The sequence below is a fragment of the Salinibacterium sp. SWN139 genome (assembly GCF_015864625.1).
Taxonomy (GTDB): domain Bacteria; phylum Actinomycetota; class Actinomycetes; order Actinomycetales; family Microbacteriaceae; genus Rhodoglobus.
Genome location: NZ_JADYWV010000001.1, coordinates 627,443 through 641,278 on the forward strand (window position 1 = coordinate 627,443; position 13,836 = coordinate 641,278).

Below are 13,836 nucleotides of genomic sequence, written 5' to 3' on the forward strand. Positions count from 1 at the left end.
AAAATGCTCGCCCGCATGCCCATTCTGCTCCGTATCCCGGCGCATCCTGACGATGAACAGGTTGCGGCAATCGAGGACGGTATAGCGAAGGCTGCCACGACTGCACTTCGGCAGTTGCAGAAGCGAGGTGGTGCGAGAGATCGCGTGATTTTCAGGCCGGCCTTTTCGGCGAGGCCGGAAGCCCCAGTGGAATCTGCTGTTCGCAGCGGGCTTGCTCGGCACGGTGATATTGCCCACTCAGTCGCGGCAAAGCTCGAGATCGTGTCCTCGACACAGGGCGGTAGTGGGCCTGTGCGCGAAAAGCGCCGTGAAGACAGAGTCCAGAACGATGGAAGCTCCTATCTAATCCCGTTCTACGACGACGGTGAAGACGGCGAGGTAGAAGCGGTCGAGCGGAGCACGAGCGATTTTCCAACTCGGGCAGAAGTCCGTCAGGCTCTGCGTCAAAGAGTGGCGGACGGGGTTACGCACCCGGGTTACTACGGTGGCGTGGTTACCCCGAATGGAATCGTATTGATGCTGACATGGTATTGCGGCACGACGGGAATCGAGCAGTTCTGGGAAGGGCAGACCGATTTTTTAGACCTGAATTGGACGGGAGATTCCCTCAGTGTTCGCGATTCCTCTAAGCGCGCCAGTTGGAGCCCGGGAGACACCGTGACTATGGAGTCGCGGGGCCCGATCGATGCAGAAGCTCTTGTTGACGCCGCGATCTCGAGAGGCATTGTTGGTTTCCGTGCGGAAGACCGAGAGCGGCTGACAGCTGAAGCTTTCGCGGACCGTCGGCGACTGCTTATCGCAGAGGTATCAGAGCGGACGCAAGGAAGCGTATTGGTTCGTGTGACCAGTTCCGCTGGTTCGTCAAATTTTGTTGGTGGCGCCATCTTTTCGTCCCGTTATATCCACGTCGCAGTAGGGAACACTGAAATTCCCGAGAACGAAGGCGAAGGGACAGGCTCTGGTGGTGCGGCTGAGACGGCAAACGGCGACGAGGTCAACGGCGGCTTTGCGGGTACCGGCGACGGAACAGACGGTGGCAGACGCGGTGGTCCGCTTGGCGACGCAAGCAACCCAGAGGAAGAGAGAACACGGTGGCCTCGGCGGGGTAGCGCGGAGAGCCAGCGATGCGAGCCCTACGAAGAAGAGAAGTCGCTAGAACAAATAGCAGCGACGCGGCCGGAAATCAGTGCGCGCCTCGCTGAACGCATTGTCGCCATCGCCAGCGCGCTCGAGATTGACCAGTGCAACTATGCCGGGCATTTCGCGATATCTGCCGCGCGTGCGATCGGAGCGATTGCTCACAGTATCGGGCTGGCTGCCAGACAGAATGCGGGCACAGCTACCGTCATTGCACGGCCTAACGGCGGAGGTAATAACGGCGTTATCGATATCGAAGTCGAGGTGACCCCAGGGCTGTTGTACCTCAAGGCGCTCGCCGATCTGGTCGCTGAAGTAGAAGCGTTCTACCAGCTTGTGCACTCGCTGTATACAGGGATGGGAGATCGAGGGGCTGTGCAGTACGCGACCAGCTGGGGTATCGACTTTCTAATCGAAGCGAGCGACAGTCTTGAGGCGAGCTGCGCGCATCTCTTCGCTGAAACCTGCCGAGTGGTGCTCATGCAGCAACTCGAGTCGACGAGGGAGACCTTGGCCAACCGGAGCGGTTCTGGCCTCGATGACACCGTTCGGCACTTTGATTCTGCACTTGGCATCCTTGGTGAACGTATCGTCGCAACTGAGCTTCTCCAGCGAGCCCTGCGCCGAAGCGGCCAGCTGGGGAGAACCGGAAGTGCGTCGGACATTCTGAGTGCTCCTGTGCCTCCAACGCCACGAGACCACTACTCCGAGATCGGTTATTCGCCGCCGCGTCCCTACGTGCTTGCTCCAATAACCGAAGCAGAGCGACTCGCGCTGGTCGATGGTGCGCACGTTGTTCAGCAGACCGAAGGCCGTCGGATCCAATGGCGCGATCGGCTGTGGACTCACGCCGACCTCGACGAGCACAAGCAGCGCCAGCGCGCATTCCTCAATCAAATAGACCCCCTCTTCTTTCAAGTGGATGATCTGGTGGCTGTGCATGCGCGAGTGCTTCGCGATGGCAGTGCCCGTCCGTACCTCGTCGAATTGCTTCGACGGCTCGTTCGCGCGAACGCGAATATTGCGGCTGAAGTTCGCGATGCGGACGATGGAATGTGGTTTGCCGTGGAGACGTCTCAATATGTAGAGGCGCAGGGAGGCTATAGCGAGCTCGGTACTCGCTACGCGATGCACGGCATTCACGGCCTTGCGGATTCTGAATTACGCCTACACATCGGCAGAGCGCGCTACATCTATAACCGCGGGGTTGACTTGGCCGTGGGGCGGAAAGCGCGGCACGATCTTGCAGGAACGATTCTCGAGACCGGCTTCATCATCGTGCTTGCTGTGGTGTGTGCCCCTCTCGGAGCGGTGGCCGCAGGCGCAATTGTGGGAATGGCGAGCCTCGGCTTTGCTGCGCGCGACGTACTTAATGCTGCCGACCGCGAAGAGCTCTATCGATCGCTGGAAGACCCCGAGGCGGTTCTGTCGTGGCAGGAGGTGCAGCTCGAATGGATGATGGCGACGCTCAGCGTAGCCTTCTCAATTTTTGACGTTGCAGCCGTCGGCAGGGCAGTGCGTGCGGGAGTCGTGCCGTTGAAAAGTGCCGTGCGGGGAGGGACTCGAGAGACCATTCGGCTCGAGTACCAGAAGGTCTTGCGCAATCTCGCAGAAGGGGCTCTCGAACATGCGATTCGTCAAGCAGCAACCGATGTCGTGATGCAGGTCATCATGTCTGAGCTCATGCCCGTGGTACTGGCCCCCGTAATCGCCGAAGTTGGACAACGCGCGGCGGTTGAACACGGTCTCGACGTCGACGTTTCAGGAATTCTTGAGACTTCCGGGATCGATGTTTCGATGATCTCCGCAGATCCTGACTCGCGCGAGGCGATTGACTCGATGCGCGAGGCGGATACAGCGTTCGCGGCCGAGGAAAGCGGGACGCGATGACTAGGCCGCGCTTTGCTCCCCTTGATATTCCTAGATTGCGTGGGCGCGCAGCTCCTCTGGTGAATTCTCTCATTGACCGCAGCCCGGAGTGGCGAGCGCTCTCTGATGCCCTCGATGGGATGCTTGCTCCGCCGAGGGGTGAGGGGCGAGCTGCACTCGGAGATATCGCAGATAACGCTATCGGCGCTGTGATTCGCGACTACCGCGAAACGATGAACGGGACGATGTCGATCATTGACTCAAGCTTGGGGAAGCTTCTTGGCGACGTCGCGGCTCTCCGGCGTCGCAGGGAAGGAGGAGGGCGTGCACCCGAAGCCGTTGCGGCAGACATGCAAGCACTCTCGACCGCACTTTCTGATGTTCGGACCCTTCGGCAGCACGTCACTGAGGCGTTGGCTGATACCAATGGGCCCCTCGTGGCTAGCCTCAGACATGAGATCGCTGATGCACTGGGGATTGCGGTCGCGCAAGGTAACCCCGTAAACCTTGCCGGCTCGCCAGCAGCCAGAGCGAGCGCTCGTCGATCGCGTGATCTCGCAGCCTCGGTTACGGCCCGTGGCGGCGTCATCATGTCTGGCCAGACCGCGGGCACCAACGGGATCTCGAATATCCATGGCGCACGTGACGCCAATGGCGCGACTGTTTACGTCGTAGAGGGGGAAATTTTCAAATCGGTTCCACGCGCGGAAGCTCCGAACTACCAAAATCGTCTCGAATCAGCGCGACGAGTTGGTTTGCCTGGTTATGAGCGAGCGCATCTGTGGGGCCCAGGATTCGGAGATGAAGCGGCAGACGGCATTATGTATGCGCCGCGTGGAGTCAACCAGATCTTGCAAAATCTCGGTGTCGAAGGAGTTATCCGCCAGAGCGCCGAGCAGGCGAGAGCGATGGGCGGCCGGCTGCTCGTCGAAGCGCGCGCGGTATCGCATCCACCAGGAGCCCGAGGGCTTCCGCCAGGATTCGTCGGTGATGCCTTGGCGCGTGTCGAGTACCACGTTGTATTGGAGTTCCCCGATGGCACACGGCAACCGCAATACACCGTAGGAATCGATGTCGACACTCAGGGCCGGTTTACAGTCGATGCTCCCTCACATGACCACCACATGGTCGGGCCCGACAGCAGATTTGAAGTGGAAGGAGTGGAGCTTCCGCCACGTCCTGACGCGTCTTTCGGGCGTTTCGACCCATCCACTGGGCGTTATGATCCAGCCTTTGCCCATCCCGTCGACATTAACCAGTGGGATCTTGACGTGCGGGAGGTTAAGCGACTTCCCGGTATTGGGGATGCATTAGCTGAACGTATCGTCGCTTTCGTTCGCCGTGAGCGCCCCATTACCTCGCTGGATCGACTTTTAGAGATTCCGGGTATTGGGCCAAGCACAATCGCGGGATTTGAACCTCCGCAAGGATCCGGCCTCCCTGGTCTTATTGACTTCAGGCCAGCGAATGGAGATGCACGATGAGCAACCGTACGCGGATTGACGATTTCATTTCCGGTGTCGCTTCCCCCGATGTGCTGAACCAAAATTGGGAGGATTTCTGGGCAGACCACCCGGTACCGCCCTCTGCCATTCTCACGGATCTGGTCGTCTGGGTGCCTCTGTTTGCGGTCGAGAGGATGAGTCTTACTGAGACGTACCGGATGCCGCCGGTGGGCAGCGCGGGTCTTCGCGCCGCAGTGGGAAACTCGGATGACAAGGTGCTGCTGTCGGGCTTGCTCATTGGCGAGCTGCGGTTTGCGTGGAAGCAAAGGCTTGAACTGCTGGCGGATTTTTCTCGACGCGGTGGCTCATTCGGCATGCTTTCGGGGGGTGCAACCAACGGGCTCTTCCTCGTGACGAAAATGGCGGTGAAGCTCGATATGCAAGTAACGAGCCTGACGTTCACTGCTTCCGCACAACGGCGCGACGCGCTCGAAGTCTCCATCGGTTTACAACACGTGCCGCGACCGGGAATGCAGCATCTCCTAGTCGACGCGGGGGCGGCTGCAGCAAGCACAACATTGGAGTTCCTATGAATGCGACGCTGCCTGAGGGTTTTACTCGGCTCGCCATCGATGCGCGTCGGCCGCTACCGCTGTCCGCTACCGTACGCGTCAACGCAGGCTCGTTTCGCCTCATCCTCGTTGCGACACCCGATGATGTTGCCGGGATTGTGGCCCGGCCGTTGGACTCGCCATGGTTCGACGGAGCCGAGCGCCGAGTGCCGAGCGCCCTAAGAAGTTCCAACATTGCCTCGGCATTGCATGCGGGAGCCGCATCGATGCCAGAAGGGATACGCCCCACAGCTGTGGTCGTGTCGGCGACCGGAGTGCTCTGGGCCAGACCTGTCGTCATGGGGCGTATCCAGCACGTTGTTGAGAGCGCGGGCGCAGGGCATCTGTTTGACATTGCCATCGCGGCTTGCGAACTCCGCAGCGCTTCTCTCGTCGCTCCGGCCAACGTCGGAGCCGAGATCAATATCGGTGTGCGTGATGTGTCTGTCGGCAGTATCTCTCCCACGTCGGAGGGCGCACGGAAGGACCCTTATGACAGCCTTCGCTAGTGGAACGGATCGGTCGCTAATCGGTTTTGATGCAGGGTGGCGGGCGGTGTTCTTCAAGGATCTCTCTGGCCGCCCCGATCGCACTGAAGCTGAACCGCTAACGCTGACACGAAGTGGATATGACGCTCAGGTGAGGGTCGCTCGCACCTCGGCGTTGCGTGCAGCGACATTCGAGTTGACCGTGGACGGCCTCTCCCGCGAAGTCTTCGGAAGGATCATCTCTGAAGAGCGGATGTTCGTTGAGATCTCTCTAGGGTGGCGTGACGTTGCGGATACGGCGGGAGGGGCATTCGGGGCCGCTATCGAATCGATGTTCAACAGTGGCGATGGAACGCTGCGCACTGTCGTTGTCGGCAGGATTCTTGATGTTTCTAAAAGCGCGGGCGACTTCCTCGACCGAACGACGTTCCGGGGGATCGGTGAAGGCTTTCATCGACTAGCGGGAGCCGGAGCATTCAACGTCGAGTTGCGTAGCGGCTGGACGGCAGTCGAAGCGATCAACGCGATAGCGGCACCGTTGCTCGACAGGGTGGTTACGCACGGCGACGGAGACCTTCCGGCGCTCGTTCAACTGCAAGCTCCTGCGGTGGATGCCAGTGCTTTGAATGCCGTCGCCGATTTGGCCTCCCGCGGACATGCGGATGGAGACGACCGCACGGTGCCGGTGTTCTTCCGGCTGGACTCGGATGATGATCCCGCTGTAGAGATCCTCCACGTCGGGCATTGGGCGGAACCTTTCGCGGAAGCGCACCACCTCGAACCGGGAAATGGTCTCGCCGAGGTCTCCCCAGTTCTCGCTCAGCGTGCGCCAGGAAACCAAGGGAGCCCATTCGCCGCTCAGGATGCCGCTGCGCTCGAGTATGACCTAGTTCTCCTCGGCCGTGCGGATATTGATGTCGCAGACGTAGTGTCCTTCGAAATTGACGAGCTCACGGGCGGAGGGGGTGTCGATTCCGTTATCGAGTCCGTTGGTTTTTCTTTGCCGGGGGGAGATTCGGAACCTGTGTTCGATGTCGTCTCGGTCGAACACACTCTCGGGCCAGACTCTGGCTTTGTTACACGGTTGCACGTTGCGCCGCATCCGACGGAACCGACGAGGAGTCAGCACGATCAAACGAGCGCCGCGCGTGCGATCGCCTCGAGGATGTCGGCTGAGCGGCGCTCTATCGAATTGCGGATGTGGGAAGTCGGAGTTGTGTCCAAGCAGTTTGCCAATACCGAGGAATCGGACGGGCGGACTTATCACGCACAACGGCGCAACATCGAGGCTGGGCTGGAACCGAGCGTGTCAGACAATCGCATCGTCGATGCGCACCTTCACCGCGACGCGACTCCGTTGCTCGCGCGGCCGTACTTGACCCCGTTCGCCTGGAAGAAGGCCGGGCTAGTTATGCCGCACTACCCAGGCACTCGTGTTGTCGACCTGCACTACCGTGGTCTTACTCAAGTGGGGGCAATCGCCGGTTGTCTGTGGCCAGAAGGATATGAGCCTCCAGCCCACAACGGTGATTGGTGGCTTTGCCTGCCTACCGGAGTCAGCGAGATCGACTCGACTGACGATGCGAGTCGGGTCGCGGATCCGCCAGACACAATGCGAGGGTCGCATGACCTCATCGACGCCGACGGTGCGCGGGCGATCCACGTAGCGGGCTTTCGGATCACCATCGGTGAAAGCTCGATGCCACCGCTGGGGGAACGCCCAACGGATCCGCCGCAGGGCCGACTTGAGATCACGCACGACCAAGGAAACGCTCGAATAACCATCGATGAGAGCGGAAATATAGAGATTGCAACTGACGCAAAACTCACTTTTCGAGCGGACACTATCGAGGCTCACGTCGCAACGAAGTTCGAGGTGATCTGATGGGCAAGTTGGTCCTCACGAAGAGTTCGCTGCTCGTGTGCTCCCACCCGACACCGGGGGTGGGTATCGCGAACAACGGTTTAGCGTCGTCTCTTATCGTCGGTGGATCTCCCGCTCTCCTGGTGGGAGACCTCGTTGGGGCCAGCGTGGCAGGGTGCACCCAAGCGACCTCAAACACGACAAAGCCTTGCACGATAGTTGTGACAGTCGCGGCAGGGAGCGCAGCCACCAAGCTGACCGTGGGAGGGCTTGCTGTGCTGTTTGATTCCGCCGCAGGAATCACCGATGGCCTGCCCGTCGTCGTTCCTCCCGCCACCAATTTCTCAGTGAGTGACGCCAAGCAATCCAAGCTCAGGACGGTATAGATCATGGACTCCACCCAGCAAGCCCGAGTGCTCGGAAGAACGTTCGGTCTCGAAGAGGTAGCGCCCGGAGCGCGAATAGGACTCGATCTCGCTCTCGATTCGACAGCCGGCGGACGCGACCTCAGGATCGAAACGGGCGCCGACGCTCTGGCCCAAGACCTCAAAGTTGCCTTGCTCACGCCGCTTGGCGGCGATGTGCTTCATCGGCGGTTTGGTTTTGAGGGGCTAACAGCCCTCACACGAGGTGGCGGGGCACGGCTCAGCGAAGAGTTGTTGCGCCTAGCGACCATGCGAGTGATAGCCGCAGACTCACGTATTGCGGCCGTGCTCAATGTTCGGGTTGTCCGTGACGACCCTGGGCGGCGGTTGTGGCGGATCGTAGTGCAAGCGCGGACTGTGACTGATCAAGTGATCGATGTGACGTGGGAAGAGGTGGGTTCTGATGGCTGATTTAGCTACCGATCTGGAGGCATTAGTCCGTTCAAGCGAGCGGGGTAAGGAGTTCGGGATTACGGCGAATGGTTTCGTGCCGAAACCCCTCGGGAGACTCGTTGACGAGAAGCTCGCGGCCGCTCGGGTCCTCTTCGGAGATGACATCGACCTCACAGCCGGGTCAGCGGTCCGAAAGGTTCTTGAGCTGATGTGTGTCGAGGAACTGAGGTGCTGGGAGCATCTCGACTCCTATTCCGGAAACACGAGTGTTGTCACAGCCGAGGGCAGCTTCCTCAGCGGGCTGGGGGAGGAATTGGGCATTTCTCGGCCGTACCGGCGTGCAGTCGGCACCGTCACCATCTCACTCGCAACCGACTTACCTAGCTCCGATCCTGAGTTGGTGCTCGAGCGCGGCACTCGACTGCTTAGCGGCGGGGGGCACGACTATTTCATCGGGGAACGTGTGGAGCTAGTGAATACCCGTCGTTCCGCGCTGGTCCCCGTTATTGCCTTCGTCCCGGGTCCGGCGCAGAATCTCAATGCTTCGAGTCCTGATCAACTTATTGCGCAGTTCAACCAATACGATCATCGGAGCGACAGAGTCCGTTCCATCGAGTCGAGGCTTGGTGAGCCGATCGTGGAGATTGATCATGGCGAACCAACAACGGGGGGCGAGCTCGTGTGGTCCGATGAGGAATATCGTGATCTCCTTCTGGCCTACCCCCGCAACATCTGGAGCCCGGACGCGATTAGGATCGCTGTCTCGCTTGTTCCCGGCGTACGTCAGGTACTTGTCAAAGACCTCTACGGAGGGCTGGACATCAACCAGTCGATCTTCGGCAATTTCAGTTTTGTTGAGCGACTCTTCTCGCAGGAGAGGTCACTGGCTTCACCGTACTTCTTTACCATCGTCGTGGCGCCGGGGGATGGAGCGATTTGGCTAGGACCGAGCCAGTTGAAAGCTCGCGTTGAGGCAGCTGTCGATGAAATTCGACCCATCGGCATCTTCCCCCGGGTCGAGGAAGCGAGCCAGATTGCTGTGTCGCTGACCTGCGACTTGGCTGTCGAGGGACTTCCTGTACCTTCGGGCGATCCTGCAGCCGTCAACGAGAGTGAGCAGGCTAAGGCGCTCAAACAGCGCATACTCAACCGAATCCGACGCTACGTCTCAGGGCTGCAAATAGCGGAGGCAGTGCGCTTCGCCGAAGTCTTGTGGGCAATCATGGAGGAGCCCGGCGTCACGAACTGTACCAACCTGCGGCTGCGGCGCTTCCCTGCCAGCGTCGGCTCCACCACTGCTGAGACATTCGATATCGCGGCATGCGGGAGTGACTTGTCAATCGGCGAGTCTGAAGTTGCGGTTCTCGTCGAGGACCTTGATCCACTGCGGATTCTCTGATGACGCGGCTACTCGACGCAGACGTTTTCGCGTCGGCGAAAGCGGCACTTCCTGTGCCCTACAACGGCGGCGTCGGCGGCGATACGATCGCCATCGTTGACGGGACCCTTGCCGTTACCGCGTCGCATCGCCACCCCACATTGTTGCTCTGCCTTCGTCGACCGCTTGTTGACGAACGCCTTGTCGTCTCTATCGTGGTGGGTGAACAGCGTCACCCAGATGTTGTATTCGGCGCTTATAGCCACGAGGGAACCGCTTTGCCGGCCGTGGCCCCTACTACGACTGCGGATCTCTCGGGACCTTTCAGCGTTCATGTAACCGTGAGATATCAGGGCGGCGATGCGGCTTTCTCGGGTACCTCGCCGGAGGAGCCCGCACTGCAATCTCCGGATGTCGAGGAGCTTCTTGAGGGACGTTTAGTCACGGGAGTGCTTGGCAAGCTCGCTGTGATTGGTGCATTAGAGAAACAGCGGCTCATTGCGCAGGCCCGCGAAGTCGCTGCGAGCCGTTCGCTGGATCTTGCTCGGCGCCATTCCCTCGATGTGCTTGGCGTGGAACTCGGAGTTCCCAGGCGGACCGACATCGATGAAGCGGATGACGCTTACCGCGCCCGTCTGGCGATCTTTAGAGCATTCCGGCTTTCGACTCCCGGCGGTTTCGCGAATGCGCTCAATGGTCCTGGAGATCCTGAAGGTGCCAACCGAGGGCTTCCTGCGTTAGCTGGCGTCAAGCACCGGTTCGACATTATTGAGCAGATCAACCCGCTCAGCGTTGCCCTCAAACTCGTTGAGGTCGGCGATGGCTCGTCGCTCAACGACTTTCATAAGAAATTGCGCCGGAACCATCTCGTCGACCTTCTGCATCGGGCGCCAACGCAACTTCCTCCCGCGCGACGGGTTGAATGGGAAGCGGATCGCGCAACTATTCGCTCTGAAGTTATCGTTCCCGCGGGGGATTCCGCTCGATACCTTCATCCGGGTGCGGCTCGTTGTCTCGCTAGTGCTGTGCGGTTGATGCGAGGAGTCGGCATTTCGGATCAGATTTCGCTCAACAAAGCCCATGATCCTCAGGCGGGGTCCGAGTTCGAGCTCGGGCTAGGAATCGTCGCAGGGAAGTTGACGCAGGAGCAGCTCAAGACGCTTGTCGAAAGAATTCCAGAAGTCGCACGATCCGAACGTGTCGAGGACCCCAATGTTGCCCTTGCAGCAGATATGCACCCTCGGCCGGTCGAGGACGATCCCCTAGGGGCATGGTTCTTCAATGCGTGTGGATTCGTTACTGTCGTCGAGCATTCCACGAAGGAAGTCCTCTTGTCTCCATTCCCGATGCATGGATTGAGCATCGAGGGGCCCGGCAGGCTCGACCCCGGCGACTCGGTGAGGCTTCGAGCTCGCTATGTCAGTGCGTCTAGCGGAGGCGTCCACGTTTTGGCGGCACAGGCTCGACAGCGGGTCGAAGGTGCTTTCGCGGTCGGCGAGCAGCTGCGTCTGATGTCGATCGTCGACGGGGCACAACTGACAGAGATCGTCGAGTCAATCGCTGGTGATGCTCCTGATGCTCCTGTTGCTTTCGCGCCCTTGGTCAAGGCCGGAATCGTAGCTAGGGACAGCGCCGCTCAGGCAACGAGCCTCTTAGGCGCGGCGGACCTCGACCTTGCCGTTGCGTTTCTCTGGAAGCGCGAAGAGGTCGTGGGCACACGAGGTGACGACAGCCTTGTGAAACACGTCTCGGAGCTGTCTCGGGTGCTGACCGACGGTGGCTTTTCCTCGGTCGTTGGGTTGTCGAGTGCCTCGAGTGATTCGCTTGTCTTGGTTGCTTCCGTCGCCCAGCTACCTGGGTCGCTTTCGGTCCCTGGCGAACCGCCAGCTGCTGCGTACTGGTGGACAGAGACAGCGATTATCTCGGGTCCACACTCTGTACAGCGACATCCGTGTGGAATATCCGCTGACGGATCTACTTCTGTGCGGGTTCGCGCACGCGCTGAGGGGATCGGTCTCGTCGCTGTCGTTGGCTACCATCGGGTCGGTTTGGCAGATCCCTATGGGGTGCGAATCACCCTCGCGGACCCCGAAGCGCTGCTCACCGCAGAGCAGTACGGCTACGTCATGAACCTGTTGGGGGCGTTTTGCCCCATAGGAATAGAGATCAACACATTCGACCTGCGGCGTGCGCACGTCGACGCGGATGGCGACGGCGAGTCCGAGTGGCTTACTTCTCGCGCCTCCCGCAGTTACCACCAATACCGCCAAGTCCGTTGGTCGCGCCGTTCGGCCGATCGCACACCATAAGGAGAACCTGATGGCCATCGAGATAAACAAAGAAGCAATTTTCGTCGACGGCGTATCGACCGTCGCTATCGCCGATGGGCTAATCGCGGCGGGGATGCAGAACACCGAGGTCATGAACCTCATCGGGCACATGCTCGTGGGCTACGTCGGGGGCAAAGGGAAACCCGCGTTTCGGTTCACCACGGAGGTCGAGGCCACCGATGAGCGCTGCAGGGCTACGTTCGAGCGGTCATTTGAACACACCGATTGGGTAGATGGCGTCAGCCGGGTCCAAGCGGGACTCACCCCTGAGGAACTCGGCTTCAACGCTCGTTTTCATGCCCTTGAGGCCGACCTCGATGGAGTGTCCGAACAATTCTCTGCACTGTCAGGGTGCGTTCGGGCGCTACGAGCCGATTTGGTCGGAGTCGTGGGTGAGCTTGAAGCCAAAATCACTGACATGGATCGTCAGATCCAGGACCTCAAGTCTGGATCCAGCACAGGTAACACCGCGACGATTCGACCGGGCGCGTGGGAGTACCTGGGCAGTGCAAATATCGGAGAACAATCCGTCATCGTTTCCCGGCTTGGAGACGAGATCATGATGTCCGAGGTGCAAAAGGAGATGATCACGGGGGGAAAAGTGTTCAAAGGGGGGTCGGCGACGGTTGTTGCGGGAACAGAGCCATTCCCGGTCGATCCGGGTCGTCTCGGCAGCTTCGTTATAGATACGGATGGGCGCGAAGTTGTCATGCCTGCGGACAGTCTTGTCATCAATGCCGATCGTCTCGCCACATCATCAGGTCGTCCCCTCGCGGTTGAGGATCTCAATCGCTTTACATCCATTGTCGAAGAACGGCTGGGCGGTGTGGCTGGTGAACGTACGGTTGGTTCCGTTCGGGCCAACGGCGACGCCTTGGTCGTCGCCCTCACCGACGGGGTCTCGGAAAGTGAAAGTCTCACCGACGCGGGCCTCGTCAACCTAGTGACGGAACGGGTGTTGGCGGGCGCGAGCGCTTCCGAGAGGGACTCGCTGCGCGACTCTGTATTGCGGGCGGATGTCGCCGATCGTAGCGGAGGCGCGCTTATGTCGAGTGGCGTGGTCGGGCTGGCATCCGTATCGGAGACGGATGCCGATGTTTTAGGCGCGGCAGGCTTCGGGCGGATAGGAACCCTCGCAGGCGCCACAGTCAAAGATGTGATTAATGCCGTGGAAGCTTCCGGCGGTCAACTCGACGAGAGTCGTGTGCGTGCTGCTGTTACGGGAGCCAGAGTGGCCCGCGCTCTCCGCAGTCGTTAGAGCGAAAGGGATTGGCGTCGAATTACACCTTCGTCGAGTTCGTGCGCGACCAAAACTTTTCGTAATGCACGACAAGCTCTGACGAAGGCTGGCCTGAGCGCTCGAAAACGAAAATGACCCTCGCCCGGTAGAAGCCCGGGAAAGGGTCAAGTGGCTCCGACGGGCGTCGATCCCGTGACCTCACGATTTTCAGTCGTGCGCTCTACCAACTGAGCTACAGAGCCGTAAGAGTTTCCTCCTACGCGCAAGAGTTGCCCCTTGCTACAGAAAAAGCCCCTCCTTGCGAAGAGGCTTTCTGTTTTGCGACCCTGACCGGACTTGAACCGGCGACCTCCGCCGTGACAGGGCGGCGCGCTAACCAACTGCGCTACAGGGCCAAGCTATTAAATTCTGTGTGTGTCTGGTGACCCCAACGGGATTCGAACCCGTGCTGCCGCCGTGAAAGGGCGGTGTCCTAGGCCACTAAACGATGGGGCCTCGAAGTCACAGAACTTCTTAGCTACCGAGGGAAAAGCATACGGTGCGTTTCGTGATTTACCAAACTGAGAAGCAAACTATTTTGTATCTCGCGAAACGCTTTTTCCCAACAGGCTTAAATGTACCTGACTCTGAGGCGTTCAGATACTACGTTCATTAAA

11 protein-coding genes and 3 tRNA genes are annotated in these 13,836 nt (G+C 59.7%); 10 read left to right on the top strand and 4 right to left on the bottom strand.

The features are described from left to right. Positions 1–342 precede the first annotated feature (342 nt). Positions 343–471, bottom strand: coding sequence for a hypothetical protein (locus I6E74_RS14530; protein WP_255529111.1), 129 nt, complete (start codon positions 469–471; stop codon positions 343–345). Positions 472–516: 45 nt separating this feature from the next. Here I6E74_RS14530 and I6E74_RS02940 point away from each other — a divergent pair, with 45 nt between their 5' ends. Genes I6E74_RS02940 through I6E74_RS02985 form a run of 10 tightly spaced genes read left to right on the top strand, consistent with a single transcriptional unit; the run spans position 517 to position 13,198 of the window. Beyond that, positions 517–3,027 carry a hypothetical protein gene (locus I6E74_RS02940; protein ID WP_197122851.1) on the top strand — a complete coding sequence of 837 codons (2,511 nt, stop codon included), beginning with the start codon at positions 517–519 and terminating at the stop codon, positions 3,025–3,027. 59 nt (positions 3,028–3,086) lie between these two features. Next, on the top strand, positions 3,087–4,490 hold the full coding sequence (locus I6E74_RS14690; RefSeq protein WP_197122853.1) for a polymorphic toxin type 4 domain-containing protein: 1,404 nt from the start codon (positions 3,087–3,089) through the stop codon (positions 4,488–4,490). After that, a complete protein-coding gene (locus I6E74_RS02950) occupies positions 4,487–5,044 on the top strand; it encodes a hypothetical protein (RefSeq protein WP_197122855.1) in 558 nt (185 codons plus the stop codon). The genes I6E74_RS14690 and I6E74_RS02950 overlap by 4 nt, the downstream gene beginning before the upstream one ends. Continuing rightward, the gene (locus I6E74_RS02955) at positions 5,041–5,571 is read left to right on the top strand and encodes a hypothetical protein (RefSeq protein WP_197122857.1); all 531 of its coding nucleotides are present in this window, start codon (positions 5,041–5,043) and stop codon (positions 5,569–5,571) included. Before I6E74_RS02950 ends, I6E74_RS02955 begins: the two co-directional genes overlap by 4 nt. Continuing rightward, a complete protein-coding gene (locus I6E74_RS02960) occupies positions 5,555–7,435 on the top strand; it encodes a hypothetical protein (protein WP_197122859.1) in 1,881 nt (626 codons plus the stop codon). Before I6E74_RS02955 ends, I6E74_RS02960 begins: the two co-directional genes overlap by 17 nt. Next, on the top strand, positions 7,435–7,800 hold the full coding sequence (locus tag I6E74_RS02965) for a hypothetical protein (RefSeq protein WP_197122861.1): 366 nt from the start codon (positions 7,435–7,437) through the stop codon (positions 7,798–7,800). The genes I6E74_RS02960 and I6E74_RS02965 overlap by 1 nt, the downstream gene beginning before the upstream one ends. 3 nt (positions 7,801–7,803) lie before the next feature. Further along, a complete protein-coding gene (locus I6E74_RS02970) occupies positions 7,804–8,250 on the top strand; it encodes a hypothetical protein (RefSeq protein ID WP_197122863.1) in 447 nt (148 codons plus the stop codon). Beyond that, the gene (locus I6E74_RS02975; RefSeq protein WP_197122865.1) at positions 8,243–9,631 is read left to right on the top strand and encodes a hypothetical protein; all 1,389 of its coding nucleotides are present in this window, start codon (positions 8,243–8,245) and stop codon (positions 9,629–9,631) included. The genes I6E74_RS02970 and I6E74_RS02975 overlap by 8 nt, the downstream gene beginning before the upstream one ends. Next, positions 9,631–11,919 (top strand): hypothetical protein, encoded by a 2,289-nt coding sequence (locus I6E74_RS02980; protein ID WP_197122867.1) that lies wholly within the window; start codon positions 9,631–9,633, stop codon positions 11,917–11,919. The genes I6E74_RS02975 and I6E74_RS02980 overlap by 1 nt, the downstream gene beginning before the upstream one ends. 10 nt (positions 11,920–11,929) lie before the next feature. After that, positions 11,930–13,198: a hypothetical protein gene (locus tag I6E74_RS02985; RefSeq protein WP_197122869.1), complete on the top strand. Its 1,269-nt coding sequence runs from the start codon at positions 11,930–11,932 to the stop codon at positions 13,196–13,198. Positions 13,199–13,349: 151 nt separating this feature from the next. Here the strand turns inward: I6E74_RS02985 and I6E74_RS02990 are convergent. The 3 genes from I6E74_RS02990 to I6E74_RS03000 all read right to left on the bottom strand — a co-directional run bounded on the left by I6E74_RS02990 (position 13,350) and on the right by I6E74_RS03000 (position 13,675). Beyond that, a tRNA-Phe gene (locus I6E74_RS02990) sits at positions 13,350–13,422 on the bottom strand. Positions 13,423–13,501: 79 nt separating this feature from the next. Continuing rightward, positions 13,502–13,575 (bottom strand) — tRNA-Asp (locus I6E74_RS02995). Positions 13,576–13,599: 24 nt separating this feature from the next. Continuing rightward, positions 13,600–13,675 (bottom strand) — tRNA-Glu (locus I6E74_RS03000). Between the last annotated feature and the right edge of the window lie 161 nt (positions 13,676–13,836).

What these genes read in the sequence shown, in the direction of transcription:
- I6E74_RS02940 (WP_197122851.1), top strand. Translation starts at nt 517, where the DNA reads ATGCTGACATGGTATTGCGGCACGACGGGAATCGAGCAGTTCTGGGAA.
- I6E74_RS02950 (WP_197122855.1), top strand. Translation starts at nt 4,487, where the DNA reads ATGAGCAACCGTACGCGGATTGACGATTTCATTTCCGGTGTCGCTTCC.
- I6E74_RS02955 (WP_197122857.1), top strand. Translation starts at nt 5,041, where the DNA reads ATGAATGCGACGCTGCCTGAGGGTTTTACTCGGCTCGCCATCGATGCG.
- I6E74_RS02960 (WP_197122859.1), top strand. Translation starts at nt 5,555, where the DNA reads ATGACAGCCTTCGCTAGTGGAACGGATCGGTCGCTAATCGGTTTTGAT.
- I6E74_RS02965 (WP_197122861.1), top strand. Translation starts at nt 7,435, where the DNA reads ATGGGCAAGTTGGTCCTCACGAAGAGTTCGCTGCTCGTGTGCTCCCAC.
- I6E74_RS02970 (WP_197122863.1), top strand. Translation starts at nt 7,804, where the DNA reads ATGGACTCCACCCAGCAAGCCCGAGTGCTCGGAAGAACGTTCGGTCTC.
- I6E74_RS02975 (WP_197122865.1), top strand. Translation starts at nt 8,243, where the DNA reads ATGGCTGATTTAGCTACCGATCTGGAGGCATTAGTCCGTTCAAGCGAG.
- I6E74_RS02980 (WP_197122867.1), top strand. Translation starts at nt 9,631, where the DNA reads ATGACGCGGCTACTCGACGCAGACGTTTTCGCGTCGGCGAAAGCGGCA.
- I6E74_RS02985 (WP_197122869.1), top strand. Translation starts at nt 11,930, where the DNA reads ATGGCCATCGAGATAAACAAAGAAGCAATTTTCGTCGACGGCGTATCG.